Source organism: Rhizobium sp. LARHSG275 (assembly GCF_052871115.1).
Genome location: NZ_JBIXJN010000004.1, coordinates 1 through 26,282 on the forward strand (window position 1 = coordinate 1; position 26,282 = coordinate 26,282).

21 protein-coding genes and 1 pseudogene are annotated in these 26,282 nt (G+C 62.3%); 5 read left to right on the plus strand and 17 right to left on the minus strand.

Translation table 11 applies throughout. The annotated features are described in order from the left end of the window. The 3 genes and pseudogenes from ACIPSK_RS05580 to ACIPSK_RS05590 form a co-directional block, all read right to left on the minus strand. Nucleotides 1-218, minus strand: a pseudogene (locus ACIPSK_RS05580) (IS481 family transposase); the annotation flags it as partial. A 510-nt stretch (nt 219-728) separates the two neighbouring features. Then, nucleotides 729-2,195 (minus strand): glucose-6-phosphate dehydrogenase, encoded by a 1,467-nt coding sequence (zwf, locus tag ACIPSK_RS05585; RefSeq protein WP_170256617.1) that lies wholly within the window; start codon nt 2,193-2,195, stop codon nt 729-731. 603 nt (nt 2,196-2,798) lie between these two features. Beyond that, nucleotides 2,799-4,124 carry an NAD(P)/FAD-dependent oxidoreductase gene (locus ACIPSK_RS05590; RefSeq protein ID WP_446532635.1) on the minus strand — a complete coding sequence of 442 codons (1,326 nt, stop codon included), beginning with the start codon at nt 4,122-4,124 and terminating at the stop codon, nt 2,799-2,801. Nucleotides 4,125-4,357: 233 nt separating this feature from the next. Here ACIPSK_RS05590 and ACIPSK_RS05595 point away from each other — a divergent pair, with 233 nt between their 5' ends. Further along, a complete protein-coding gene (locus ACIPSK_RS05595) occupies nt 4,358-4,834 on the plus strand; it encodes an Lrp/AsnC family transcriptional regulator (RefSeq protein WP_003562931.1) in 477 nt (158 codons plus the stop codon). 268 nt (nt 4,835-5,102) lie between these two features. Here the strand turns inward: ACIPSK_RS05595 and ACIPSK_RS05600 are convergent, their stop codons facing one another. From ACIPSK_RS05600 to ACIPSK_RS05650, 11 genes are all read right to left on the minus strand, one after another. Continuing rightward, nucleotides 5,103-6,758, minus strand: coding sequence for an ABC transporter ATP-binding protein (locus ACIPSK_RS05600; RefSeq protein WP_446532636.1), 1,656 nt, complete (start codon nt 6,756-6,758; stop codon nt 5,103-5,105). Further along, nucleotides 6,755-7,621 carry an ABC transporter permease gene (locus tag ACIPSK_RS05605; protein WP_162116271.1) on the minus strand — a complete coding sequence of 289 codons (867 nt, stop codon included), beginning with the start codon at nt 7,619-7,621 and terminating at the stop codon, nt 6,755-6,757. Before ACIPSK_RS05605 ends, ACIPSK_RS05600 begins: the two co-directional genes overlap by 4 nt. Continuing rightward, nucleotides 7,618-8,568 (minus strand): ABC transporter permease, encoded by a 951-nt coding sequence (locus tag ACIPSK_RS05610; RefSeq protein ID WP_446532637.1) that lies wholly within the window; start codon nt 8,566-8,568, stop codon nt 7,618-7,620. Before ACIPSK_RS05610 ends, ACIPSK_RS05605 begins: the two co-directional genes overlap by 4 nt. Nucleotides 8,569-8,657: 89 nt before the next feature. Continuing rightward, complete coding sequence (locus ACIPSK_RS05615) at nt 8,658-10,268, minus strand: ABC transporter substrate-binding protein (protein WP_446532638.1); 1,611 nt, start codon at nt 10,266-10,268, stop codon at nt 8,658-8,660. A 63-nt stretch (nt 10,269-10,331) separates the two neighbouring features. Beyond that, complete coding sequence (locus ACIPSK_RS05620) at nt 10,332-11,045, minus strand: HAD-IA family hydrolase (protein ID WP_446532639.1); 714 nt, start codon at nt 11,043-11,045, stop codon at nt 10,332-10,334. Between the two features lie 216 nt (nt 11,046-11,261). Continuing rightward, nucleotides 11,262-12,638: an aspartate aminotransferase family protein gene (locus ACIPSK_RS05625; protein WP_170256610.1), complete on the minus strand. Its 1,377-nt coding sequence runs from the start codon at nt 12,636-12,638 to the stop codon at nt 11,262-11,264. Between the two features lie 13 nt (nt 12,639-12,651). Next, nucleotides 12,652-13,488: a GNAT family N-acetyltransferase gene (locus tag ACIPSK_RS05630; RefSeq protein WP_446532640.1), complete on the minus strand. Its 837-nt coding sequence runs from the start codon at nt 13,486-13,488 to the stop codon at nt 12,652-12,654. 155 nt (nt 13,489-13,643) lie between these two features. Then, nucleotides 13,644-14,924 carry a 3-oxo-tetronate kinase gene (gene otnK / locus ACIPSK_RS05635; protein ID WP_446532641.1) on the minus strand — a complete coding sequence of 427 codons (1,281 nt, stop codon included), beginning with the start codon at nt 14,922-14,924 and terminating at the stop codon, nt 13,644-13,646. 3 nt (nt 14,925-14,927) lie between these two features. Continuing rightward, on the minus strand, nt 14,928-15,704 hold the full coding sequence (gene otnI / locus ACIPSK_RS05640; RefSeq protein WP_170256607.1) for a 2-oxo-tetronate isomerase: 777 nt from the start codon (nt 15,702-15,704) through the stop codon (nt 14,928-14,930). Nucleotides 15,705-15,718: 14 nt separating this feature from the next. Continuing rightward, nucleotides 15,719-16,663, minus strand: coding sequence for an L-threonate dehydrogenase (gene ltnD, locus ACIPSK_RS05645; RefSeq protein WP_446532642.1), 945 nt, complete (start codon nt 16,661-16,663; stop codon nt 15,719-15,721). Between the two features lie 170 nt (nt 16,664-16,833). Continuing rightward, a complete protein-coding gene (locus tag ACIPSK_RS05650) occupies nt 16,834-18,150 on the minus strand; it encodes an MFS transporter (protein ID WP_170279608.1) in 1,317 nt (438 codons plus the stop codon). Nucleotides 18,151-18,387: 237 nt separating this feature from the next. On the opposite strand from ACIPSK_RS05650, the gene ACIPSK_RS05655 reads away from it, so the two are divergent. From ACIPSK_RS05655 to ACIPSK_RS05670, 4 genes are all read left to right on the plus strand, one after another. Then, complete coding sequence (locus ACIPSK_RS05655; RefSeq protein WP_170279609.1) at nt 18,388-19,386, plus strand: LacI family DNA-binding transcriptional regulator; 999 nt, start codon at nt 18,388-18,390, stop codon at nt 19,384-19,386. Nucleotides 19,387-19,402: 16 nt separating this feature from the next. Next, nucleotides 19,403-20,071: a 3-oxo-tetronate 4-phosphate decarboxylase gene (otnC, locus tag ACIPSK_RS05660; RefSeq protein ID WP_170279610.1), complete on the plus strand. Its 669-nt coding sequence runs from the start codon at nt 19,403-19,405 to the stop codon at nt 20,069-20,071. A 172-nt stretch (nt 20,072-20,243) separates the two neighbouring features. Next, on the plus strand, nt 20,244-20,912 hold the full coding sequence (locus ACIPSK_RS05665; RefSeq protein WP_170279611.1) for a haloacid dehalogenase type II: 669 nt from the start codon (nt 20,244-20,246) through the stop codon (nt 20,910-20,912). Between the two features lie 13 nt (nt 20,913-20,925). Continuing rightward, nucleotides 20,926-22,200: an NAD(P)/FAD-dependent oxidoreductase gene (locus tag ACIPSK_RS05670; RefSeq protein WP_446532643.1), complete on the plus strand. Its 1,275-nt coding sequence runs from the start codon at nt 20,926-20,928 to the stop codon at nt 22,198-22,200. A 64-nt stretch (nt 22,201-22,264) separates the two neighbouring features. Here the strand turns inward: ACIPSK_RS05670 and ACIPSK_RS05675 are convergent, their stop codons facing one another. The 3 genes from ACIPSK_RS05675 to ACIPSK_RS05685 are packed head-to-tail and all read right to left on the minus strand — an operon-like array spanning nt 22,265 to nt 26,253. Next, on the minus strand, nt 22,265-23,722 hold the full coding sequence (locus tag ACIPSK_RS05675; protein ID WP_446532644.1) for an NAD-dependent succinate-semialdehyde dehydrogenase: 1,458 nt from the start codon (nt 23,720-23,722) through the stop codon (nt 22,265-22,267). 15 nt (nt 23,723-23,737) lie between these two features. After that, entirely contained in the window at nt 23,738-24,781 is a 1,044-nt protein-coding gene (locus ACIPSK_RS05680; protein ID WP_446532645.1) for a tartrate dehydrogenase, read from the minus strand. Further along, nucleotides 24,778-26,253 carry an aldehyde dehydrogenase family protein gene (locus ACIPSK_RS05685; RefSeq protein WP_446532646.1) on the minus strand — a complete coding sequence of 492 codons (1,476 nt, stop codon included), beginning with the start codon at nt 26,251-26,253 and terminating at the stop codon, nt 24,778-24,780. Before ACIPSK_RS05685 ends, ACIPSK_RS05680 begins: the two co-directional genes overlap by 4 nt. Between the last annotated feature and the right edge of the window lie 29 nt (nt 26,254-26,282).

A 26,282-nucleotide genomic window follows, 5' to 3' on the forward strand; every position in this document is an offset into this window, starting at 1 on the left:
CTGCAGACACCTGTGCAGGGACGAACGCGTCAGATGCGGGATCGTCGGTTGAAGGGCATAGAGGCAGTCATCAAGAGGCAGCAATGTATGCCTGCGAAAGGCGACGATGACGGCTTCTTCTTCAAGGAGAGGATTGTCGAATGCGGGTCCTTCGGGCCTGTCGGAAGATCGGCCAATGATGTCCGTCTCTTCCATTTGGCTATCGTCTTCTGATTGAGCGTGACCGCAATCCCAATCATTGAATCCTGACGCGATTACCACAGCCCAGCCAATTTACCCAGGCGGCCGACGGGCGGTATCAAGTTGCCATGCCAATCAGCAAGGCAATAGCGATCCTACGGGACGGGTGGGCATTCGCACGATCCGGCCTGGATCGAAGCTCTGGAGCGAGCACTTGCCAGGACGACGTTGCAGCGGGTTGCATAGCTCGTTCGCCGCTCAGCAAACAGAGGCTGTGATCGGCTGCAATACTGAACCGAACACCCGCCTGCGGACGCCCGAAATCCGCTCGCTGCAAGGTACCGACGGCGGCGACGAAATAAACGATGTATCAAAAGACCGAAATCTGCACAAATGCAGGTCCGCGCACCAATGCCACTCCGGAACTGAGCATTAGCGGTCGAAATTCGGTTTCCTGCACATCTCTGCCAACGTCATTTTATTGGGATTGTTCGCAATTGGTCGGCGCCATTCCGACCGCCGACATCGATCCAACTTTTGACCGTCAATCATCCTTTTGCCGCATCCCTCCAGGCGCGTTCGAACGGCAGGCGCCAGGCGTGCGGGGCAATGAGTTGGTGGATCGACTTCGGCCCCCAGCCGCCCTGGTCGTAGAGGCGTACGGGCGGCGGGTTATCGAGGAGAGGTTGGGAAACCTCCCAGAGACGCTCAATACCCTCGGCCGTAGTGAAGAGCGTGTGGTCACCGCGCATGGCGTCGAGGATCAGACGCTCGTAGGCCTCCAGAACTTCGCCAATCAGGCCTGTTTCGCTCATGGCGAATTGCAGCGAGAGCTTGTCGAGCCGGAAGCCCGGGCCAGGGCGCTTGCCATAGAAGGAAAGCGAGACCTTGGAGGCATCAGCGAGGTCGAAAGTGAGGTGGTCAGGGCCCTGTGCCCCCACGCCAGATCCCGGCGGGAACATCGATTTCGGGGGCTCGCGGAACGCGATCGAAATAATGCGCTGCCCCTCGGCCATGCGCTTGCCTGTACGCAGGTAGAAGGGCACTCCGGCCCAGCGCCAGTTGTCGATGGCGCATTTTAGGGCGATGAAGGTGTCAGTGTCGCTTTCGGGATCGACGCCAGGCTCATTACGGTAGCCAATGTATTGACCGCGCACCACGTCGCGCGGCTCAATCGGCAACATGGAGCGGAACACCTTGTTCTTCTCTTCCGAGATTGGCGCAGGCTCAAGAGCAGTGGGCGGCTCCATCGCCATGAAGCCGAGGATCTGGAAGAGGTGGGTCACCACCATGTCACGATAGGCGCCGGTGGTCTCGTAAAAGGCGGCGCGGGTGGAAAGGCCGAGCGTCTCCGGGACGTCGATCTGCACATGGTCGATGAAGTTCCGGTTCCAGATTGGTTCGAACAGGCCATTGGCAAATCGGAAGGCCAGGATGTTTTGTGCCGGCTCCTTCCCGAGGAAATGGTCGATGCGGAAGATCTGCTTCTCGTCGAACACTTCGTGCAGCTTCTTGTTTAGTGCAACGGCACTAGCAAGGTCTGTGCCGAAGGGCTTTTCCATAATGATTCGGGAGCGTTCAGTCAGCTCAGCCTGGGCGAGGAGTTGCACAGCCAGAAGGGCGGCACTTGGTGGCACGGATAAATAGTGCACGCGCCGCGTCTCGGCGCCCAGTGCTGCCTCGGCCCTGTCGACCGCTTCCTTGAGAGCATCGGCGCCGGCAGCGAGCGGGACGTAGTCGAGCGATGCGGCAAACGCTTCCCATTCGGACTGCGAGAACTTGCGAGTCAAGAACTTGTCCAGCGAGTCACGGGCGATAGTGCGGAAGGCATCCGCGTCAATGTCGTCGAGCGAGACGCCGATAATGCGGCAGCCTGGAATGAAGCCCGCATTCGTCAGGTGGAACAGCCCGGTCAGTAGCTTGCGTCGTGAGAGATCGCCTGTCGCGCCGACAAGCACAACGACCTGTGGATAGCCGGGGCCAACCCGAGTTGAATTCTTGCGCAAAACACTCATCCTCAAGTCTTCCGTTGTCCCTTGGGGATGGAGGTCGACCCCAGCTCCGAGCTGCCGCGAAGCGGCTATCTTCGTGCGTGATGCCATGACGTTGAAGCTCACCCCTCAAAGGTTAAATAGACGCATGGATTGCGTAGCGGAGCAAGGGGGCGGCGATACCGTCCCGAAGTGCCGCGTCTTAGCGACTTCGGTCGCACAATGTCGCCATGGTGCAGGAAAACACCGCGGAGATTCATCGGCTCCGGCATCAGGTGGAAGTGTTGAACGAAAGAATCTTCCACTTTCAGACCGCCGATATCCGCAAGACATCGCCCGCCGCCCGCCCACCGATGTCCCTGGTCTCCTGAAGGGATGCTTCGAAATCTCCCCGATGTGCCAGGGAACCTGGGGGCTCCATAAGTTGAGTCGCCATCGATAGAGGTCCTTCGATGCTGATCCGCCCCGATGCCTGTGTGGCTTGGTGAGGAGAGCAGCGCGGACGGATTGGAGGAGGCGCTCGGCCGCTGGTTCACGACAACACGGGATGACGGGGCTATGCTGCGATCCGGACAGTGATCATATCTGCGGCAGCCCGAGGTTCGAGTGGGGCTGGCCTAGCCGCACTTAAAAATCCGCCACTTTGCCCCAAGCGGATGTCCCGAAGCGGTCGGGGTGATAGGGCCTGGGATCGACGATCGGCTCATCGCCGGTGACGATATCGGCGATCAGATGACCGGCGCCAGGCCCTATGCCGAAGCCGTGGCCGCTGAAGCCGGCGGCAAGGATGAAACCGGGCAAGGTGGCGATCTCGCCGATCCCCGGCACGCCGTCGGGCGTGCTGTCGATATAGCCCGCCCAGGCCGCGCTGATGGCGGTCTTCTTCAAGGCGGGCAGAAGCTCGAGCGCCCGCGCATGGGTGAGGGCAATGGTGGCCTTGTCGACGGTCGGATCGAGGATACGCATGTGCTCCATCGGCGTCGGCCTGTCGAGCCGCCAACGGGCCAGAGATTCGTGACCCGAACGAAACCCTTCCAACCCACCGGGTGCGAGACTGCGCCAGCGCCGGGCGAACATCGGCAGGAACTGCCGCGCGAAGCGGAACTGCTGTGGCGTCGGATCGACGCGGGCGCGGCCGCTGATCGCCAGCGTGTGGCCGCCATCGCGACGTCGCGTCACCGAAACGGCGGATGTATGCAATGCATCCGGAAGGCTGCCTGCGCCCGGAGATACGGAGAGGATCGAGGAGCGTATCGAGGCTTGCGGAAATCGAATGCCGAGCTGGCGACAGAAGGAGGAGGCCCAGGCGCCACCGGCCAGGATCGCGACTTTCGTGCGGATCGTGCCATGCTCGGTGACGACGCCCGAGAGCCTGCCGCCTTCGACGTCGAGGCCGCGGGCCGCACAGGATTGATGCACCGTGCCGCCGAGTTTCAGGATCGCACGCGCGACGGCCGGCGCAGCGCTCGCCGGATCGGCGGTGCCGTCGGTCGGCGAAAACACCCCGCCTTTCCATGAAGCGCCGGTGGCACGCCCGCGTTCGGTTGCCTCGGCGCTGCTCAGCATATGTGTCGTGACGCCGACCGAGCGGGCGAAATCGCGCCAGCGGGCCCAACCGGACAGTTCCTGGTCGCTATTGCTGAGATAGAAGAGGCCGCAACGACGGAAGCCGGTGTCCTCACCGGTCTCAGCGGCGAAGCGCTCCCACAGATCGAGGCTCTTCGTCGACATCGGCAATTCACGGGCGTCGCGGTTCTGCTGACGGCACCAGCCCCAGTTGCGGCTCGATTGCTCGGCGCCGATCAGGCCCTTCTCGACGAGGGCGACCTTCAATCCACGTCGGGTGAGATAATAGGCCGCGAAAACGCCGACGATACCGCCGCCGATGACCACGGCATCAGCGGTGGAAGGCAGTTCAGGCGTGGTGTCGACGCGATTGAGCGGTGCGGGCATGGGAGAGTCTCCGTTTTAACGGCAGTGTAGCTGATACGACGCCACGGCTTTGCCGGAGATCGGTTCGTGGCAGCAGAAGATTCCGTGTTGGGAGGATGCCAGCAGCCGTTTGTGCTTCGGCCTATCTCGCAACGCGATCGACAGGCCAACGTCATGTGCTAAGGTTGGTGTTGGGAACACGCAGCATAATCTGCTGCGTCATTGGCGATCTCCAGCAAGTGAGGGCGTGTGAGGTGAAACTCGACCGGATCGACGTAAAAATCCTTTACGAACTGCAGAAGAATGGCCGCGTCACGAATGTGGAACTCGCCGAACTGGTCAATCTGTCGCCGAGCCCCTGCCTGATGCGGGTGAAGAAGCTGCAGTCGGAGGGCTATATCGAAGGCTATTCGGCCCAGATCAACGTCAGCAAACTGGGGCAGACGCTGACGGTGTTCACCGAGATCACCCTGAAAAACCACCGGCAGATCGACTTCGCCCGCTTCCTGGCCGCGATCGAGAAGGTCGACCAGGTGATCGAATGCCATCTGGTTTCCGGCGGCTACGATTATATGTTGAAATTCGTCACCGCCGGCATCGACGAATACCAGACGATCATGGAGCGGCTGACCGACCTAGACGTCGGCATCGACAAATATTTCAGTTTCGTCGTCCTGAAGTCGCCGATCATCAAGGCCCACATGCCGCTGACCACCTTGTTTCCGCATTAGCCGGCGAGAGGGCCGCGGCCGGGGCCCGCTTCTGAACCGCATCTCCCCGACCCATCGATACTGCGCAGATGCCGGTTTCTCTCTGTCGCAGGTTGTTCTCCCTATAATGGTTAGGTTCATACTGGTTGGAAGGACTTGCGACAGAATTTCGGGGCTTGCTTTCCAAAGCCATGTTCGCTGCCACTTGCAGATCTCCTGCCGTGGATCCCAGGCGTTTCAACACGACCGGAGCGGGTGCGCGCTGGGTCTGGCAAGCTTGAATCGGCGCTCAGTGGCGGCAATAAGCCCGCACCAGTTCCGGATCCTGCTGGAGGCCGTCGAGCCAAGCCGGATCGAGCGTCGGCACCGATGAGAACAGCAGTTGCGAATAGGGGTGTTGCGGCGCCTTCACCGTCGAGGAGGTGATTTCCTCCACCTTCCGGCCTCCATACATCACGACGATCTCATCGCAGATCGCCTCCACCACCGAGAGGTCGTGGCTGATGAAGATGTAGGAGAGACCGAGTTCGCGCTGCAATTCTTTCAGCAGGTCGATGACGGCGGCGGCAACCACCGTGTCGAGCGCCGAGGTAATCTCGTCGCAGAGGATCAGCTTCGGGTCGGCGGCGAGCGCCCTGGCGAAGTTGACACGCTGCTTCTGGCCGCCCGAGAGTTCGCCCGGCCGGCGATGGCGCAGGTTGCGGGGCAGGCGCACCATGTCGAGCAGTTGATCGATCCTGGCGTTCCGCGCCTTTCGATCCATACGGTGGTAAAAGACCAACGGCCTGTCGAGGATGTCCTCCACCGATTTGGCCGGGTTGAGTGCGGTATCGGCATATTGGAAGACGATCTGCATCTCGCGCAACTCATCGCGCGAACGCTCGCGCGCGTTGCGATGCAGTTCCGTGCCGTCGAAGACGATCTTGCCGACCGCGGCCGGCAGGATGCCGGCGATGGTCCGGGCGAGCGTCGACTTGCCGCAACCGGATTCGCCGATGATGCCGAGATTGCGGCCTTTTTCCACCTTCAGGCTCACGTGCTCGACCGCGCGAATGAGCGGCAGTCCGTCAGCCTGGCGCTGTCCATAACCCGAGACGAGATCTTCGATCCTCAGCAGTGGAGCGGTCGCGGGTTCGGCGGGGCCTACTGCGCCGCGCGGCTTTGGCTCAAAGGCAGCGAGCAGCTCCCTGGTATAGGGGTGCTTGGCATTGTTGAGGATCTCCTCGGTGGTGCCGGTTTCCTGGGTCTCTCCGCCTTTCAACACCACGATGCGGTCGGCGATCTGGGCGACGACGGCAAGGTCGTGCGAGACATAAACGCCAGCGATACCACCCTTCTTCATGACCGACTTGAAAGCGCGCAGCACCTCGATCTGGGTTGTGACGTCGAGCGCCGTAGTCGGCTCGTCGAAGATAACGAGGGTCGGGTCGCCGATCAGCGCCATGGCGGCAGCCAGACGCTGCAATTGGCCGCCGGAAACCTGGTGCGGATAACGGCTGCCGATCGTCTCGGGTTCCGGCAGGGACAGCGCCCGGAAGAGCTCGACTGCCCGGGCACGCGCCTCATCCGGCGACATCAGCTGGTGAATACGCGTGACTTCGATCACCTGGTCCATGATCGATGTGGCCGGGTTGAAGGCGGCAGCTGCCGATTGCGGGACATAGGCGACTTCGGTGCCGCGCACCTTGGCGCGCTGCTTCTCGCTGAGCGTGACCATGTCCTTGCCGCCGACCGAAACGCTGCCGCCGGAGATACGACAGCCCGCGCGGGTGTGGCCCATGAGGGTCAAGGCGATGGTTGTCTTACCCGAGCCGCTCTCGCCGATCAGCGCGACGATCTCGCCCTCGGCAACATCGAGGCTGACACCCTTGATGATCTCGACACGTCGGCCGGAATCGGTGGTGGCTTCGACCTTCAGGTCACGGATTTCGATGAAATTGCTCATGACATGCTCCGGTCGCGGATTTTCTGCGGCAGGTTGTCGATCAGCAGGTTGACGCTGATCGTCAGGCTGGCGATGGCAAGCGAGGGGAACATCACCGCCGGCGCACCGAATGGCAGGCCGCCGATATTCTCGCGCACGAGCGCACCCCAATCGGCATAGGGCGGCTGGACGCCAAGGCCGAGGAAGGAAAGCCCGGAGAGCAGCAGAACGATGAAGACGAAGCGGATGCCGAGATCGGCAAGCACCGGCCCGACGATGTTCGGTAGGATTTCCGAGCGAATGAGATAGAGGGTGCTTTCTCCGCGGATACGCGCGACGGTGATGAAATCCATCGCATTGATGTTGACGGCGAGCGCCCGGGCGAAGCGGTAGGCGCCCGGGATGTAGATCACCGACAGCGTCAGGATCAGCACCGGGACCGAGGAGCCGACGGCAGCGACGACCACCAGTCCGAACAATTTGCTCGGGATGGAGTTGAGCGCGTCGAGGAAGCGGCTGAGGATGGTGTCCAGCCAGCCGCCGGCCACCGCTGCGATCATGCCGAGCACAACGCCGCTGAAGCAGGCGATCGTGACCGCCGCCAGCGAGATACCGACCGTGTAGCGTGCACCCATCAGAATCCGCGAGAGCATGTCGCGGCCGAGATAATCGGAGCCGAGCCAGAGTTCCCGGCTCATCGGGCCGAAATAGTCGAGATCGATAATCTCGCCGACGGGGTAGCGGATGATCCATGGCGCGAAGATCGCGACGAGCGCCCATGAGGAGATGACGGTGAAGCCGATCGCGCCGACGATGTTGAAGCGATAGCCAAACCGGGTTCCGGACAGCCGGCCGGAGGTGGTTTCGGAACTTGTCGTGGTCATCGAAGCCTCGGATTGGAAAGGATGGCGATGATATCCGCGATGGTGATCAGCAGCAGGTAGCCCAGGCAGAAGATCATCGCGCAACTCTGGATTAGCGGCAGATCGCGGGTGGCGACGGCATCCAGCATCAGCTTGGCGATACCGGGATAATTGAAAATCGTCTCGACGATGATGACGCCTCCGAGCAGATAGGACAGCGACAGCGCAACGGCATTGACGATCGGGCCGAGCGCATTGGGCAGCGCGTGTCGAAAGACGATGCGCGGCCGGGAGGCGCCCTTGAGCAATGCTATCTCGACATAGGGTGTGTTGAGCGTCTCGATGACAGCCGCGCGCGTCATGCGGATCATCTGGGCCGAGACGACGAAGGTGAGGGTGATCACCGGCATGGCATAGACACGCAATATGTCGGTCAGGCTGTGCACTTCATTGGCGAAAGACAGCGCCGGCAGCCATTTCAGATAGACGGCGAAGATGAGGGCGGCGGAGGTCGCAACCATGAACTCCGGTACGGAGATGACGCCGATGGTGATCACTGTGACGATCCGGTCGTAAAGGGTGCCGCGCAGCATCGCCGCAGTGATCCCGAGCGTCAGCGCGATCGGTACGGAGAAAAGCGCGGTGACGCCTGCAAGTTTCAGCGTGTTGACGAAGCGGCCGGCAATGAGAGCTGCGATGGGCATTTGGTTGGCATAGGACGTGCCGAGATCACCCTGCAACAGCCCGACTAACCAGCGCAGGAAACGAAACAGCGCCGGTTCGTCGAGATGCATGGCCTTGCGCAGGCCTTCGACCGCTTCCGGCGTGGCGGCTTGGCCGAGCAGGATCGTCGCCGTATCTCCAGGCAACAGCGTTGTCGCGAAGAAGACGGCGAAGGAGACGATCACCAGGGTGATCACGGCGACGAACAATCTGCTCAGTACAAGGGATAAGACCTGGCGGTTCACGGGCGTCTTCCCTTTGCGTTCGAGTTAAGTTCCATCAAGGCAGATGGACGAACTGGGGCGCGGCTGCAGCCCCAGTCTCCTTTGCCGTATCAGGCTTCAAGCCAGACATATTCCGCGAAAGCGTATCCCATCTGGCCGCCGAGCGGGTTAGCTTCCAGGCCCTTGAGCTTGGCGGTCGTGGCATCGACGTTGGAAATATAGGCCGGAATGATTGTACCAGCTTCCTGGGCGACCATGCCCTGCATCTCGTTATAGATCGTCTTGCGCTTGTCTTGATCGAGAGAGCCGCGCGCCTCGATCAGCATCTGGTCGAACTTCTCCGACTTGTAGTGGCTTTCGTTCCACGGAGCGTCCGAGGTGTAGAGCAGGGAGAAGAGGATATCAGGGGTCGGACGCGGGTTGATATTGCCGAAGTGGATCGGCGCCTTGAGCCAGTAATTGTCCCAGTAGCCGTCGGAAGGTACCCGCTGCACGTCGAGCTTCATGCCGATTTCGGCGCCGGCCGCCTGGATGATCATGGCCATGTCGATCGAGGAACTCGCCGCATCGGAAGCGATGATCGGGATGGATTGGCCGAGAACGCCGGCCTTATCGAAGTGGAACTTCGCCTTGTCGGGATCGAAGGCCCGCGCTTTCAGCTCTGCGTCATGATAGAAGTTCGCCGGCGAAACGGGTTGGTCGTTGCCGACCTCGCCGAGACCGCGCAGCGCCGATTTGACGATCTGTTCGCGGTTGACGAGATACTTCATGCCCTCGATGAAATCCCGCTTGTTGCCGGGCTCCATATCCAGTCGCATGTTGAGGTTGGTATAGTTGCCGGACGTCGTCTTAGACAAGGTGAAGCCGTCGCCCTGGGCCTCGACGAGGCGCATAGAGCGCGGATTGATCGTGGCTGCGAGATGGATGTCGCCCGCAAGCAGCGCGTTGACGCGGGCATTGTCGTCGCTGATGGCGAAGTATTCGAAGGAATCGACGTTCGGGCCGGATTTCCAGTAGTTCTTGTTCTTGACCCCGACCGAGCGAACACCCGGCTCGAAGACTTCCTTGACGAAAGCGCCGGTGCCGTTGGCCTTGGTGAAATCGGTCGTGCCGTCGGCGACGATCATGAAGTGATGCATCGACAGGATGGTCGGCAGGTCGGCATTCGGGCTGGCGAGCGTGATCTCGACGGTTTGTTTGTCGACGGCCTTGAAGCCGGTCATCTGCGCGGCGATCTTGGCGACTTTCGAGCCGACGGACGGATCGAGATGGCGCTTCAGCGAGAAGACCACGTCATCGGCGGTCAGCGGCTTGCCGTCATGGAAGGTGATGCCGTTCTTCAGCTTGACCGTCCAGGTCTTCGCATCCTTGGACTCGATCGCGTCGGCAAGCTCCATCTGCGGCGTGCCTGATTTGTCGAGGAAGGTCAGGCGATTATAGAAGGAGCAGCACCGGACATAGTCGGTGGAGAGCGATGCCTTGGCGGGGTCGAGCGTATCGGCCGTCGAGGACGACCAGCCGGCCGCTTTGAGCGCGCCGCCGGAAACGGGCGTGGCGGCGAGCGCCTTGCCGGCGCGGCCGAGCACGAGCCCGCCGGCCGACAGCGCCACGCCGCCGGCAAGCATCATATGCAGCAACTCGCGACGGGTCGCGCCACGACGGATGGCGCTTTCGACCATGGCGTCGTCGGATCTGGTCCAATTGGTGATCTTGTCGTTCATCTCATTCCCCTTTTCTTCTGTGGCGGGCTGCTCGTTGTGGGCAGGCCCGATCTGCTTTCAAAGTCAGGCGCGCGCAGCGGCCACGGCATCGGCAAGGCCGGCCATGGAGGTGAAATGGTAATCCGGTTTGGTGAACTCGGCCGGTTCGATCGTGCCGCCGTAACCCTTCTCGGCATGTCGCCGCTCGATCCAGCAATTGGTCAGCCCGAGTTTCCTGGAAATCCCGATGTCGTGGTACTGGCTCTGGGCGATATGCAGGATGTCGTCCTTCGAATGTCCTTCCGAGGCGACGTAGTCGAATACCGTCTCGAAGAATGCGGGATCGGGTTTCTCGGTCCCCGTATCATCCGCGGTGAAGGCGGCATAAAAGGGATTGCCGAGTTCTTTCTCGAAGAAATCGAATGCCCAGCGTCGGGCGTTGGTCATCGCCACGAGGCGGTAATCTTTCGCAAGACTGGCCAGCGCCGTGGCGCTGTCTGCAAAACCCTTCCAGCTCTTTGCCGAATCCCGCAGCTGTTCGCCATATTTTTGCTCGGCGGGCAGGCGGAGCTTCGGCGCGATCGCGAGGTAGACGCGAACGAGGTCGTCGGGAAAGAGATCGGCGTCTTCGGAGTAGCGGGCTGCGCGGTAAAGGCTAAGAGCCTGCTCGCCGTCGACTTCAGTCCCCGCCTCGGCCGCGATCTCGGCTAGGCAGGTCTTGAGGCCGCCTTCGAAGTCGATGAGCGTGCCGACGACGTCGAAGGTCATATATTTGAATTCCGAAAGGCTTTTGCTCACGTGAATTCCCCAGTGTTCGGCTCCGATGGGAGCGCGGCTTCTCGAAGAATAAAATTCTGTTCCGCTGGCGGGGTCTTTGTCCCGCTCTTGTATGGAAGGTCGGCTTCTGCCGCGGCCTTTCGTTGATTTCAGTGTGTCACCTGCACTGCGCCGGATTCGCCGAATAGGCATCATGAGGCGGCACAAAATACCGAATCTGACCGTTTCGCGATATTCTCAGTCCTGCAGCGCCCGACGCACATCGGGGTCCTCCAGCGTCTCGTCCAGGGTGATGCGGGTACGCTCAACGATCGCATCTATCTCCGTTTCGGTGCAGCAGAGCGGCGGAGCATAGCCAAGCACACCATTGCCGAAGGCGCGGATGACGAGGCCGTTCTCCCAGGCGCGATCGAAGATGCGGCGGGAGGGTTCGGCGGATGCCGGCAACGGCGTCTTGTTCACCTTGTCGACCACGAGTTCGACGGCGGCGAGCATGCCGCGGCCACGGACATCGCCCACGAGCGGATGATCTCTGAGCGACTCCAGGCCCCGCATGAGCCGTGCGCCGGCCCTGACGCCGTTTTCGAGAAGGCCGTTTTCATAAAGCTTCAGGACTTCGAGGCCGACCGCGGCGCTGACTGGATGGGCCGAATAGGTATAGCCATGGCCGACGGCGGCAGCACCCGCGCCCTCGGCGATCGTTTCATAAACATGATCGGCCATGAAGACGGCGCCCATTGGGACGTAGCCGGAGGTCAGGCCCTTGGCCGTCGTCATGAGGTCGGGCACGACCTCATCCTCGCTGCAGGCAAAAAGCGGGCCGGTGCGGCCAAAGCCGGTGATCACTTCGTCCGCCACGAAAAGGATGTCATACTCGCGGCAGAATTCGCGCATGGCTTTCATCCAGCCTTTCGGTGGCACCAGAACGCCGCCCGAGCCCTGGATCGGTTCGACGTAGAAAGCGGCAACGCGTTCCGGCCCGATCGCCTCGACCTTGCTTTTCAGCGCCGCAAGCGATGCGTCGATGATCGCCTGCGGATTGTCCCCCACCGGGTTGCGATAAGAATAGTGAGACGGGATCTTATGCTGCCAGTCGAAGGGAACGCCGAAGCCGGCATGGAAGGCAGGCAGCGCGGTCAGGCCCGCGCCGACCGTCGATGAGCCATGATAGCCCTGTTCGACCGAGATGAACTGATCGCGCCGAGGCTGCCCACGGGCATGCCAGTAGTAGCGGATGAAGCGGATCGTGCTGTCCACCGCATCGGAGCCGCCGAGTGTGAAATAGACATGGTTGCGATCGCCCGGTGCGCGGTCGGCGAGTTCGCTGGCAAGCCGGATCGCGGGCTCGGAGCCGAGGCCGAAATAGGCGGTGGCATAGGGAAGCTCGCGCATCTGCCGGGCCGCCGCCTCGACGATGCTTTCGTGGCCGTAACCGGCATTGACGCACCAGAGGCCGGCGAAGCCGTCGATCAGTTGCTTGCCCGATGCGTCGGTGACGGTCGCGCCCTTGGCAGAGGCCAGCACGCGCACGCCGAGCTTTTCATGGCCACGGTAGGAGGCGACCGGATGGATGAGGTGGGCGCGATCGAGTTCGATGAGGGAATTGCTGTACATGGAAATCTCCGGATCAGCCGAGTGCCTGGCTGGCGAGGGCAAAGGTGGTGGCGGTCGGATCGGCGGCGTCGCGAATCAACGGCTTTGTCATCGTGATTCCGCCACCGACATGCGCGAGCCCCTGTTCGGCGAGCCATGGGGAAAGCTCGGTCTCATCAGTGGTATCGACCCTGAGGAAGCGCCCGGGCCGCCTGGCGATGAAATGCTCGATGAGTTTCCTCGCCTGCCCGAGGTCGGCGGCCACCACGGGCCCGATCACTTCGCCGCGGCCGAAAGGACGCAGGCAAGCGAACCCGGAAATGCGGCCGTCACGGCGAATGACGGCGAATTCGCCGATCTTGGTGAAATAAGAGAGCAGCCCTTCGCGGTCGGCGCCGAAGGCAAGGCGGTCGAGTGCCGCGATAGCAGGAAGGTCGGCGTCGGTGGCGGCTTGCGTTTCCGCCCGCGCGGCGATGTCTCCGGCAAGGCCCTGGTGCTGCAGCACGGTTCCCGTCTCGTGGAAGCCAAGCTTTTGGTAGAGCGGCAGCCCTGCCGTCGTCGCCACCAGCCTCAACGGCCGGTCTCCCGCGGCCAGCAATGCGGCGTCCATGAGTTTCCGGCCGAGACCCCTGCCGCGCATCGTCTCGTCGACGATGACCATATTGATCGTCGCACAATCTTCCTTGTAAGGCGTGACGAGGACGGTGCCGACGACCCTGCCATCCTCGACCGCAACCATCCCGTCGCTCAAGGCGAGCGCCAGCTGCCAGTCTTCCGTCCGATGCGGCCAGCCCGCCTGTCTTGAGAGCGCAACGGCGGCTTCCAGATGATCGGGGCCGAACGGGACGATTTCGATCTGACTTGCTTGCATGGGGGCGTCCTTCATGTCGTGCCCGCCAGTCTGCCGGAGCGCCGGCGGGCAGATCGTCTGAAGGCCATGGTTGAAGCGGTATCTTATGGCGCTGCTGTCATGGGCCGCCGCATCTTATGCTGGAACCGATCGATATTCATCGGATCCCGGGTCTGTCAGCGCATCATTGCCAGCGCTGCGGTAAAGAAATCCTCGCCTCCGAAGTTTCCTGATTTCAACGCCAGAAGCATATCGCCCTGCGCATTGCCGATCGTGCGCAGCACCGGCACGCCGGGCGCAATCTCCGGGCCGATCAGAAATGCCGGAATGGCGAGCCTGTCGACCGCCGCTCCTGAGGTTTCGCCGCCTGCGACCACAAGGCGGCGCACGCCTCTTTCCACCAGTTCGGCTGTGATGATCGACGTTGCGGTCTCGATCGCGTGGCCGGAGGCCTCTCGTCCATAAAGCGATTGCAGCCGGGATACGGTTTCAGGCGCAGCGCTCGCGGCGATGACGACGGGACCGGCGGAGATGCGGTCTCCAGCCCAGGAAATCGCCGCGGCGATCTCATCGGGACCGGCAAGCAGCCGCTCCGGGTCGAGCCGCAGGACGGGCATCGACCGTTCGGCGATGTCGAGCTGGTGGAGCGTCGCCTTGGAGCAACTGCCGGCAACAATCGCTGAAAGCCCGCCCACCGGGCGAATGGCGTCCGCCGTCGTTGCATCGCCGGAGGATATCCGACCGGAGCGGAGGAGCGCGCGGGCAAGGCCGAGGCCGAGGCCGGACGCACCGGTGGACACCGGCGTTTCCAACGCGACCTCGCCGAGCGTTTCAAGCTCGCGTTCGAAAATTGCATCGGCAATGACAGCAGTGACGCCTGCCGCGCGGAGCGCGTCAAGCCTCGCCTTGACGGCGCCGGGTCCGGCCGTGATGGTGGTGAGATCGATCAATCCGACGGCATTGCGCGATTGGCGGGTGAGAACCCGAACGAGATTGGCGTCATGCATCGGATTGAGGGGGTGGTCCTTGAGCGGGCTTTCATTCAACGGCTGCCCGCCGACGAAGAGATGGCCAAGATAGACGGTGCGTCCCGTTTCCGGAAAGGCTGGTGTCACCAGTACGAGGCCGCCACCCGCGGCCTCGCTCAAGGCCTCGGTGACCGGACCGATATTGCCGGCATCGGTGGAATCGAAGGTCGAGCAGATCTTGTAAAGCACATGGCCGGCGCCCCGCCGGCGCAGCCATCGCTCGGCGCTCGCCGCCGCCGCCACGGCGTCCGAGGCCGGGACGGAGCGGATCTTCAGGGAGACGACCACGGCGTCGACATCCGGTAGTGCCAGCGACGGATCGGGGATGCCGACCGTCTGCACCGTGCGCAGACCGTTCTTCGTCAGCGTGTTGGCGAGGTCGGAGGCGCCGGTGTAGTCGTCAGCGACTGATCCAAGGAAAATAGCCATCGTCTAGCTCCGTGCAAAAGGTTTGAACCAGCCAAGACCGTCCAGTGTGTGGCCGCGCGGGATGTATTCGCATCCGATGAAACCGTCATACCCAAGGCGGTCGATTTCGCGGAACAGATAGGGATAGTTCAGTTCCTCCCCATCCGGTTCGTTGCGTGACGGCACGCTGGCGATCTGGATATGGCCGATGATCGGCAGCAGACGTCGCAACGCCATAGTGACGTCGCCGTGGATGATCTGGCGGTGATAGATGTCGAACTGCAGCTTCAGGTTCGGCAGGCCGCATTCGGCAATCAGCCGCTCGGCGGCGGCGAAGTCGTTGAGGAAATATCCAGGCATGTTTCGGCCGTTGATCGGCTCGAGCAGAAGATCGATGCCCTTTTCCGCAAGCCGCCCGGCGGTGTAGGTGACGGAGCGCCGGTAACAGGAGGAGGCGTCTTCGTCATGACGATCGGCGATGCCTGCCATCAGGTGCAACCGTCTGACGCCCGTCGCTGCCGCATAATCCAGGGCCCGCTCGACATCGGCTTTCAGTGCATCGAACCGTCCGGGAAGAGCGGCGATGCCACGCTCGCCTGCTGCCCAGTCGCCCGGCGGCAGGTTGAACAGGGCCTGCTGCAGATTGTTGCGGGCAAGCCGTTCGGCGATCGCCTCCGGCGCGGCTTCATAGGGAAAGAGGTATTCGACGGCGGCAAAGCCGGCATCGGCTGCGGCGTCGAAGCGGTCGAGGAATGCCCATTCGTTGAACATCATCGTTAGGTTGGCGGCGAAAACCGGCATGTCTAGCGTTCCTTTTACAGGCTCTGCGGCTCTTTGGTGGAGCTGGGCAATTCAGCGCCGGAAAGCCTGGCGTAGAGCCGCGCGAGCGAGGAATCGTCGTCACGGCCCATGCCGGCCCCGGAGGCGGCCAGATACATTTGCAGGGCCGCTGCCGCGAGCGGTACCGGGTAGCGCTCGGAGCGCGCCATGTCTTGGACGATACCGAGATCCTTGACGAAAATCTCGATGCTGCTGAGCGGAGTATAGTCTCCGGCCAGCACATGCGGCACGCGGTTTTCGAACATCCAGGAATTGCCGGCCGAAGCCGTGATCACCTCATAGACCTTGTCGAGGTCTAGGCCCTGCTTGGCGGCAAAGGTTATGGCCTCACAGGCGGCTGCGATGTGCACGCCGGCGAGAAGCTGGTTGATCATCTTGAAGGCAGCACCTTTTCCGGCCTCGTCGCCGAGCTCATAGACCTTGGCGGCCATGGCGTCGAGACCCGGGCGCGCCGTATCGAAGGCCTGTCCGGGGCCGGATGCCATGATCGTCAGTTCGCCACGCGCCGCCTTGGCCGCGCCGCCCGAAATCGGCGCGTCGAGGTAATGCAGCCCGAGAGCTTCCACCCGCTGTGCCAGATCGCGCGCGACGGCCGGATCCATGGTGGCCGATGAAATGAAGACGGCACCGGGCTTCATCGCATGCGCGACGCCTTGAGGCCCGAACAGCACGGCCTCGGTCTGCGCGCCATTGACGACCACGGAGACGACAATGTCGGCGTTCTTTGCCGCAGCGGCGGGGGTTGACGCGCCACGTCCACCCTCGTCGACGAAGCGGTCCACTGCCGCCGGCGTGACATCATATCCAACGACGTTGAGACCTGCGCGCTTCATCGACAGGGCCATTCCAAGCCCCATGGAACCAAGACCGATGACGGCCGCGACAAAGGCCGAGCCCGAGTTTTCAGCAAGCGGTGACATGAGGAGCTTCTCCAGTCTTGTGAGGAAGGTCTGCGCCCCTCCGAGTATCATCCCGGAGGGGCATTAGAGCGCCGCGCGTCTACAAGACGCGCTAAGGACGCTCTAACATTTTGAATTTGCGCATAATCCTTTCCGAAAATCGATTCCGATTTTCGGGGTTATGCGCGAGCTCAGCGATTGACGCTTTTCGCCGGAACCGTCAACACGGCCAACGAACCAATGACCAAGGCAGCCGCCAGGAGATACATGCCGGCGCTGTTGGTGCCGGTGAAGTCTTTGAGATAGCCTACCAGAAACGGCCCGAGAAACCCGGCGAGATTGCCGACCGAATTGATCCAGGCGATGCCGGCCGCAGCGCCGGTGCCGGCGAGAAAAGCCGTCGGAAGCGACCAGAACAGCGGCGCGCAACTGATGGCGCCGGCAGCCGCCAGCGACAGGCAGACAATCGAGACCGCCGGGCTCGTTGCCATCGTCGCCGCGACAAAGCCACCGGCGGCGATGAGTGCTGGGACGATGAGGTGCCACCGGCGTTCGCGCAGCCTGTCGGCGGAACGTCCAAGCGCCAGCATCACGACGAATGTGCAGATATAAGGGATCGCCGAAATCAGGCCGATATTGAGGTTTCCGTTGACGCCCGAGGCCTTGACGATGGTGGGCATCCAGAAATTCAGGCCATACTGCCCGAGCACGAAGCAGAAATAGATCAGGCACATCAGCCAGACGCGACGGTCGCTCAGCGTTGCGCCGATGCTGTGCGGGCTTGCCGTCTTGGCCTGGTTCTCCGCCTCGATATTGGCCGCCAGCACGCCTTTTTCCTCATCGTTCAGCCATTTCGCGCCGCGGATCGTATCATCAAGGTAGAAGAACGTCGCAACGCCGAAAAGAATGGCTGGAATGGCTTCGATCAGGAACATCCACTGCCAGCCGGAAAGTCCGTGCGTGCCGTGGAAACTGTCCATCAGGAGACCCGAAAGCGGATTGCCGAAAATGGCGGATATCGGGATCGCCGACATGAAGGTGGTGATGATCCTGGCGCGGCGGTGGGCCGGATACCAGGCGGTCAGATAAAGAATGATGCCGGGGAAAAATCCGGCTTCGGCAACGCCCAGCAGGAAACGCAGGATATAGAAGACGGTTTCCGACGAGGTGAACATGAAGGCGGCGGAGATGATACCCCAGGTGAGCATGATGCGGGCGATCCACACCCGCGCGCCAACCTTGTTCATGATGATGTTGCTCGGCACTTCAAACAGAAAATAGCCGATGAAGAAGATGCCGGCGCCGATGCCATAAGCGGCTTCCGAGAGGCCGAGTTCGCTCGACATCTGCAGCTTGGCGAAGCCGACATTGACGCGGTCGAGATAGGCGACCACGTAGCACAGCATTAAAAACGGTACGATGCGCCAGAATACCTTGCCGTAGGTACGGTCTTCGAGCGTCTGGGCGGGATGCGCGCCAACAACTGGCGCCTGCGTCTGCAGCGTCATGATTTTCTCCTCCGATTGTTGCCGCGGTCTCCTGTCGATCCTCCCGCGGCACGCCGAGCCACTTTTGGCAGCGCTGCCATTTTCATTAATCCATTTTGGCAGCGCTGCCAACAGCAAATTGGTAGCGCTGCCAAAAAAACCTTGCTTCTTGGCTGGAGCGGTGAAAAATGGTGACAACGCGGTGATCATCGGGCCGGCAGGCCGGGATCACCTCAACAGTCGGGTTCAAACGTAACGATGGAATTCAAACATCAGGCGACGGTGACGCTTGCCGAGGTCGCGGAAGCGGCTGGTGTCGGCGAGAGCACGGTGTCGCGTGTCCTGCGCAACCACGGTTCGTTTTCCGGCAAGACGCGCGAGCGGGTGATGGCCGCCGTCGAGCGGCTGGGCTATGTGCCGAACCGGATCGCGGGAACGCTGGCCTCCACCGGTTCGCGCCTTGTCGCCTTCGTTATTCCCTCTTTGTCGAACATCGTCTTTCCCGATGTGCTGCGCGGTGCCAGTGCTGTTCTGGAGGAAAACCGGTATCAGGCGGTCTTCTCCGTGACCGATTATGATCCGGGCAAGGAGGAAGCGCTCGCCGCCGCGATGCTCGCCTGGCGGCCGGCGGCGGTCATGCTGGCGGGATGCGAGCATACCGAGGGCACGGTGAAGATGCTGCGCGCCAGCGGATGCAGGGTCGTCGAACTGCTCGATCTCGACGGCGATGCTCTCGACATCGCCGTCGGCTTCTCGAACCGCGCGGCCGGGCGGGAGAGCGCTGCCTTCCTGCTGAAGCGGGGTTATCGCCGGATCGGCTATGTCGGTCACGACCTGAACCGCGATACCCGCGCCGGCAAACGGTTTTCCAGCTTTTGCGAAAGTCTCGATGTGCATGGCGCCCCGCTCGTCGCCCGCGAAATTCTCGCCGGCGCTTCGTCCGTGGAAAACGGCAGGTTGGGGCTGGAGCGATTGCTCGCCCGGACGAGCGATCTCGATGCGGTTTATTTCTCCAACGACGACATGGCGCTCGGCGGCTATTTTCACTGTCTGGCCGAGGGGATCGCGATCCCCTCGAAGCTCGCCATTTTCGGCTATAACGGCCTCGATATCGGCCGGGCAACCCCACAGCCGTTGTCGACCATCCGAACGCCGCGCGTGGCGACCGGGGAGATAGCTGCGCAGTTGGTCGTCACTAATGCGCCGCCGCAGTCCGTCAATCTCGGCTTTGAACTGATCGAAGGGGCAACCGCCTAATATTGGAGGAACTGTCATGTCCGACGCGCGCCTGCGTGAGGAAATCTGCCGATTCGGCCGCTCGCTGTTCGAGCGCGGTCTGACGCCCGGTTCGTCGGGCAACATATCGTTGCGACTGGAGGATGGCGGCTGGCTGGTTACGCCGACCAATGCCTCGCTCGGCTTTCTCGACCCGGCGCGGATCTCCAGGCTCGATGCCGAAGGCCGGCTCCTGTCCGGCGACAAGCCGACCAAGGAGATCCCGCTGCACACCGCCCTCTACGATACGCGCGGCAGCGCCCGCGCCATCGTCCATCTTCACTCCACCCACGCGGTGGCACTGACCATGCTGCCGGAGATCGATCCGCGCGCGGCCCTGCCGCCGATGACGCCATATTATCTGATGCGCGCCGGCGAAACCGCGCTGGTGCCCTATTATCGTCCCGGCGATCCGGCGGTGGCTGATGCCATTCGTGGGCTGGCGGGCAAGTATTCGTCGGTGCTTCTGGCCAATCACGGACCGGTTGTTGCCGGTGACAGCCTGGAGGCGGCGGTCTTTGCGACCGAGGAACTGGAGGAAACGGCGAAGCTCTATCTGCTGTTGCGCAACCTCAATCCCCGTTTCCTCAGCCCGGCGCAGGTGACCGATCTCGTCAACACCTTCGGCCTCGACCTTCCGTCGCATCACGATCACGACGGCGATTGAAGGCGTCACTTCGCTGGCCGTTAACTGCGGGCAGGCGCGCAACCTTCTGCCAAACCCCGCTTTCGATACGATAGATTCTGCTTTCGATGCCGCCAATTCAGGCGAGCTGTGGGTGAAGCGGTGCCTATGATTGTGACACGTCCCCCAGTTCCGATCGCTCAAGGATACGCAGATGACGACGTCCCGTCCGAAATATATCACCTTCGACTGCTACGGTACGCTGACCAACTTTCAGATGGCGGAGGCGGCATGCGATCTCTACGGCGAAGAGCTCGACGAGCCACGCATGGCGGAGTTCATCAAGAATTTCGCTGCCTATCGCCTCGACGAGATCATGGGCGACTGGAAACCCTATGCCGAGGTGGTGCACAATTCGCTCGAGCGGACATGCAAGCGCAACGGCGTGACATTTCGCGACGAAGCCGCCCGGATGATCTATGAGCGGGTTCCGACCTGGGGGCCGCATTCGGATGTCCCGGCCGGTCTCGCCAAGGTTGCCAAGGAAATCCCCTTGGTTATCCTCTCCAACGCCATGAATTCGCAGATCATGTCGAACGTCGAAAAACTCGGCGCCCCCTTCCATGCGGTCTATACCGCGGAGCAGGCGCAGTCCTATAAGCCACGCTTCAGGGGCTTTGAATATATGCTCGATATGCTGGGCTGCGGGCCGGAAGACGTGCTGCATTGCTCGTCCTCCTTCCGCTATGACCTGATGTCGGCCCACGATCTCGGCATCAAGAACAAGGTCTGGGTCAATCGCGGCCACGAGCCGGCCAACCCTTATTACGGTTATGTCGAAATCCCTGACATCTCGGGCCTGCCTGGTGTCGTCGGGCTCTGACGGAGAGACGCAGATGCAGTTCGAATCCTACTGGCACGACACGGCACCAGTCTTTGCCGGCGGCGCCCAAGGCCCCGTCGAAGGACATTATGACGTCGCCGTCATCGGCGCCGGCTTCACCGGGCTTGCCGCGGCGCGCCAGCTTGCGAAAACGGGCGTCAAGGTCGTCGTGCTGGAGGCCGAACGGGTCGGCTGGGGCGCATCGGGACGCAATGGCGGCCACCTCAACAACGGCCTCGCCCATAGCTTCCTGTCCGCCAAATCAGCACTCGGCGTGGAGCGAGCCGTCGCCCTCTACAAAGCGTTCGACGATTCCATCGATACGGTCGAGGCGATCATTGCCGAAGAGGGGATCGACTGCAATTTCCGCCGCGCCGGCAAGCTGAAGCTTGCTTCCAAGCCGCAGCATTTCGACGCGATTGCCCGCAATTTCGAGGCCGTTCATAGAGAGGTCGATCCGGACACGGCGCTTCTGACGGCGGGTGACCTGAAAAGCGAGGTCGGGTCGCCCTTCCATGGCGCCATGCTCTCGAAGAAAAGCGCGATGATGCATATGGGCCGCTATGTCGCGGGGCTCGCCACGGCAGCCGCGCGTCACGGCGCTATCATCTTCGAAAAGGCAGCCGTGATCGCGCACCGGCAGGGCAACGGTCGCCACAACCTTGAGACCGCACGTGGCACCGTCACCGCAGATCACGTGCTGGTCGCGACAGGCGCCTATACGCCGTCGCTCTTCAGCTATTTCCGCCGCCGGATTATTTCCGTCGGCAGCTTTCTGATCGCCACGCGTCCGCTGACCGACGCCGAAATCGCGGCTACGATGCCGGGCAACCGGACCTGCGTGACGTCGATGAACATCGGTAATTATTTCCGGCTGTCGCCGGACAAGCGGCTGATCTTCGGCGGTCGTGCCCGGTTTTCCGCCACGTCCGATCAACGATCAGACGCAAGGAGCGGCGACATTCTCCGCGCCAGCCTGGCTGAAATCTTCCCACAGCTTGCCGGCGTCGAGATCGACTATTGCTGGGGCGGGCTGGTCGATATGACCAAGGACCGCTATCCGCGCGCCGGCTATGTCGATGGTGTCTGGTATGCCATGGGCTATTCCGGCCACGGCGCCCAGCTCTCCACCCATCTCGGCATGATCATGGCCGACGCCATCCTCGGCAAGGCCGACCGTAACCCGATCAAGGGTCTCGACTGGCCCGCCGTCCCCGGCCATTTCGGAAAGCCTTGGTTTCTGCCGCTCGTCGGGCTTTATTACAAGACGCTCGACCGCTTCCAGTAAGGCAGAAATCGATTGGTAAAAGGGCGCCTGGATGATGTCCCGGCGCCCTTTGCCGTCCTGGCGGTTAGGCGAGCCCACCGATGTGGAAGCTCTTCATTTCCAGATATTCGTCGATGCCGCATTGGGCGCCTTCACGTCCGAGGCCGGATTGCTTGACGCCGCCGAAGGGAGCCACCTCAGTCGAGATCGCCCCCGTGTTCAGGCCGAGCATCCCGAATTCGAGCGCTTCGGCGACACGCCAGGAGCGTTTCAGGCTCTCGGTGTAGAAATAGGCCGCAAGGCCGAAGGGCGTGGCGTTGGCGATGCGGATCGCCTCTTCCTCATTGTCGAAACGGAAAAGCGGGGCAACGGGTCCGAAGGTCTCTTCGCTGGCAAGCTGCATTTCGGTCGTCGCATCGCCGAGCACCATCGGCACCGCATATTGATCGCCTTCAGGCACGGAACCTGCGGTGGCGAGGATCCGCGCTCCCTTTTCCACCGCATCGTCGACGTGACGCTTGATCTTCTCGATCGCCGCCTTGTTGATCATCGGCCCGATATCCGTGCCGGCATCCGTACCGGCCCCGACCTTCATGGCCGATACACGCGCGGAAAGCTTGGCGGCAAAGGCCTCGTAGACACTGGACTGGACGAGAAGCCGGTTGGCGCAGACGCAGGTCTGCCCGCCATTGCGGAATTTCGAGGCGATTGCGCCTTCCACGGCAAGATCGAGATCGGCGTCGTCGAAGACGATAAACGGCGCGTTGCCGCCGAGTTCGAGGCTGAGCCGCTTGATGCTGTCGGCCGCGCCGCGCATCAGCAGCGAGCCGACGCGGGTCGAGCCGGTGAAAGAAATCTTGCGGACGGTTTGGTTCGCCATCAGTTCGTCGCCGATGCCGGCCGGCATGCCGGTGACGATATTGATCACCCCCTTCGGGATGCCGGCGCGCTCGGCCAAAACGCCGAGCGCCAATGCCGAAAAGGGGGTGAGGTCCGATGGCTTGATGACGACCGTGCAGCCTGCGGCGAGCGCCGGCCCGACCTTGCGGGTGATCATCGCATTCGGAAAATTCCACGGCGTAATGATCGCCGACACGCCGACAGGCTCCTTCAGAACGACTATCCGACGATCCGCCGTCGGCGAGGGAATGGTCGTCCCGCCGATGCGGCGCGCCTCCTCGGAGAACCATTTGATGAACGAGGCGCCGTAGCGGATTTCGCCGCGCGCTTCCGTCAGCGGCTTGCCCTGCTCACGGGTGAGGATCAGCGCCAGATCCTCGATATTGTCGAGCATCAGATCGTGCCAGGTTTCCAGCAACGCGCCGCGCTCGGCATTGGTCTTGGCGCGCCATGGACCGAAGGCCATTTCCGCCGCCGCGATTGCCGCTCTGGTATCGGCTCCGTCCATGTCGGGCACAGTGCCCAGCATATGCTGGGTCGCCGGATCGATCACCTCGATCGTGCGCCCGGTTGTGGCCCCACGCCATTCTCCGTCGATCAGCCCTTGCTCACGAAGCAGGCTGCTATCCCTTAGTCCGTTCATTCTGTTCTCCATTGATCAGCCAAGTGCCGAAAGCACCGATGCCGTAATCGCGTCGGTCTTGTCCTTGCCGGGAATTGCGCCGATGCCGTTTGCCGTCGTCGCCTCGATTGATGCCATCACCCTTGCGGCGGCAGCCGTTTCTCCCAAATGCTCCAGCATCATCGCGCCCGACCAGATGGCGGCGATCGGATTGGCAATGCCGAGATGAGCGATATCGGGCGCCGAGCCGTGGACCGGTTCGAACATCGATGGCGCCGAGCGATCGGGATTGATATTGGCAGAGGCTGCAAAGCCAAGCCCGCCCTGGATGGCGGCGCCGAGGTCGGTCAGGATGTCGCCGAACAGGTTGGAAGCGACCACGACGTCGAGACTATCAGGCGCCATGACCATGCGGGCGGCCATGGCGTCGATATGGTAGCTGGTCACCTCGATATCGGGATATTCCGCAGAAAGCCTCTGGGTGATCTCGTCCCAGAAGACCATCGAGTATTTCTGCGCGTTGGACTTCGTCACCGAGGCAAGCTTGCCGCTGCGTGCACGCGCCTGCTCAAAGCCGAAGCGCAGAATGCGCTCGACTCCCTTGCGGGTGAAAATCGAGGTCTCCACAGCCACTTCATTATCGGTCCCCTGGTGGACGCGGCCACCGGCGCCGGAATATTCGCCTTCGGTATTTTCACGAATGCAGAGGATGTCGAAGCCGCCAGCCCTTAACGGCCCCTGCACACCCGGCAGCAGCCGGTGCGGGCGAATATTGGCATATTGCACGAAAGCCTTGCGGATCGGCAGCAAAAGCCCATGCAGCGACACTGAATCCGGCACTTTGCGAGGCCAGCCGACGGCGCCGAGCAGGATGGCATCGAAGGATCTGAGCGTTTCGATGCCATCCGCGGGCATCATGCTGCCGTTCTCCAGATAGTAGTCGCAGGACCAGGGATAGCTGGTCGCATGAAGAGAAAATCCGTTCAAGCCGGCTGCCTTTTCGAGTACGGCCCAGGCTGCAGCCGTCACGTCGGGGCCGATGCCGTCTCCGGGCAGAAGGGCGATCTTGTAGGTCTTCATCGCAGGTCCTCCAGGCTGATGAGCACACTCTTGCTCTTGCGGTTGGCGAGATAGGCGTCGCGACCGAGATCCTTGCCGATGCCGGACTGCTTGTAGCCGCCGGTCGGCAGGATATGGTCGCGCGAGCGGCCGTAACGGTTGACCCAGACGGTGCCGGCCGGCAGGCGGCGCGTCACGCGGATGGCACGCGAGAGATCGCGGGTAAAGAGGCCGGCGGCGAGCCCGTAGGCCGGATGGTCGGCGAGCCCCAGCGCCTCCTCCTCGTCCTCGAAGGTCTGAATGGTCAGCACCGGTCCAAAGATTTCTTCCAGAACCGCCGGCGATGTTGCGGTCACCCCCGAAATCAGGGTCGGTGCGTAGAAATAACCTTCGCGGTCGAGGCGTCGGCCACCGGTGAGGCATTCGGCGCCGTCGTCGATGGCGGCGCGGATGATACCGTCCATGCGGGCGATCTGGCGTTCGGAGATGACCGGCGAATAATCGGTCGCCTCATCCCAGGTGGGGCCGGGGCGGATCGCCGCCAGCCTCTCGACGAGTGCGGCCGCGACCGCGTCCGCCACCTTCGCCTCGACGATCAGGCGGGATCCGCAGACGCAGGCCTGCCCGGCGTTGGAGAGAATGCTGCCGGCGATTGCGCCCGCCGCAAGCTCGAGATCGGCATCGGCGAAGACCAGTTGCGGGCTTTTACCGCCGAGTTCGAGCGTCATCGGCTTGACGCCGGTGCGGGCGATATTGGTCATGATTGCCGCGCCGGCCGCAGTCGAGCCGGTGAAGCTGACCTTGGAGATGCCGGGATGTCCGGTGATCGCATTTCCGGTGGTTGGGCCGTCGCCGAGCACGATGTTGACGAGACCGGCCGGCAGGCCGGCCCGCACCGAAAGTTCGGCGAGATAGAGCGTCGAAAACGGCGTCATTTCCGATGGTTTCAGCACCACCGCATTGCCCGCCGCCAGCGCCGGGCCGAGCTTCCAGCCGGCCATCGACAAGGGAAAATTCCAGGGCGTGATGGCGCCGACGACGCCATAGGGTTCGGTCATGATCATGCCGAAATTGGCATCGTCTGTCGGCACAAGGTCGCCGCCTTCCTTGTCGGCGAACTCGCCAAAGAAGCGTATTTGCTCGGCGGTGACGGCGATGTCGCCGGCGACGAGATGACCGATGGGCCGTGTCGAGGAGAGCGCCTCGAGCCTGGCGAGGGTTTCCGCCTCGGCTTCGATCAGGTCCGCCCAGCGCTGCAGCGCCACGGTGCGCTCACGCGGCCGCACACCACCCCAATTGCTCGTCTTCAACGCTTCTTTGGCGGTTTCGACGGCCTGGTCGACAAGGGCTTCGTCGGCCAGCGGGCAGCCGGCATAGGCCGTGCCGTCGGATGGGCGATGCATGTCGATGACGGCCTCGGCCGGAACCAGCCGGCCGCCGATGAAATGTCCGACGGGCAGGGAAATCGTGTTCGGATCGAAGCTGAGTGTCATCGCATGTCCTCGGGATGGGCTGAGACAAG

Coding starts and splice junctions, on each gene's coding strand:
- zwf (WP_170256617.1), bottom strand. CDS start 2,195: ATGAGTGTTTTGCGCAAGAATTCAACTCGGGTTGGCCCCGGCTATCCA.
- ACIPSK_RS05590 (WP_446532635.1), bottom strand. CDS start 4,124: ATGCCCGCACCGCTCAATCGCGTCGACACCACGCCTGAACTGCCTTCC.
- ACIPSK_RS05600 (WP_446532636.1), bottom strand. CDS start 6,758: ATGAGCAATTTCATCGAAATCCGTGACCTGAAGGTCGAAGCCACCACC.
- ACIPSK_RS05605 (WP_162116271.1), bottom strand. CDS start 7,621: ATGACCACGACAAGTTCCGAAACCACCTCCGGCCGGCTGTCCGGAACC.
- ACIPSK_RS05615 (WP_446532638.1), bottom strand. CDS start 10,268: ATGAACGACAAGATCACCAATTGGACCAGATCCGACGACGCCATGGTC.
- ACIPSK_RS05625 (WP_170256610.1), bottom strand. CDS start 12,638: ATGTACAGCAATTCCCTCATCGAACTCGATCGCGCCCACCTCATCCAT.
- ACIPSK_RS05630 (WP_446532640.1), bottom strand. CDS start 13,488: ATGCAAGCAAGTCAGATCGAAATCGTCCCGTTCGGCCCCGATCATCTG.
- otnK (WP_446532641.1), bottom strand. CDS start 14,924: ATGGCTATTTTCCTTGGATCAGTCGCTGACGACTACACCGGCGCCTCC.
- otnI (WP_170256607.1), bottom strand. CDS start 15,704: ATGCCGGTTTTCGCCGCCAACCTAACGATGATGTTCAACGAATGGGCA.
- ltnD (WP_446532642.1), bottom strand. CDS start 16,663: ATGTCACCGCTTGCTGAAAACTCGGGCTCGGCCTTTGTCGCGGCCGTC.
- ACIPSK_RS05650 (WP_170279608.1), bottom strand. CDS start 18,150: ATGACGCTGCAGACGCAGGCGCCAGTTGTTGGCGCGCATCCCGCCCAG.
- ACIPSK_RS05655 (WP_170279609.1), top strand. CDS start 18,388: ATGGAATTCAAACATCAGGCGACGGTGACGCTTGCCGAGGTCGCGGAA.
- otnC (WP_170279610.1), top strand. CDS start 19,403: ATGTCCGACGCGCGCCTGCGTGAGGAAATCTGCCGATTCGGCCGCTCG.
- ACIPSK_RS05665 (WP_170279611.1), top strand. CDS start 20,244: ATGACGACGTCCCGTCCGAAATATATCACCTTCGACTGCTACGGTACG.
- ACIPSK_RS05670 (WP_446532643.1), top strand. CDS start 20,926: ATGCAGTTCGAATCCTACTGGCACGACACGGCACCAGTCTTTGCCGGC.
- ACIPSK_RS05675 (WP_446532644.1), bottom strand. CDS start 23,722: ATGAACGGACTAAGGGATAGCAGCCTGCTTCGTGAGCAAGGGCTGATC.
- ACIPSK_RS05680 (WP_446532645.1), bottom strand. CDS start 24,781: ATGAAGACCTACAAGATCGCCCTTCTGCCCGGAGACGGCATCGGCCCC.
- ACIPSK_RS05685 (WP_446532646.1), bottom strand. CDS start 26,253: ATGACACTCAGCTTCGATCCGAACACGATTTCCCTGCCCGTCGGACAT.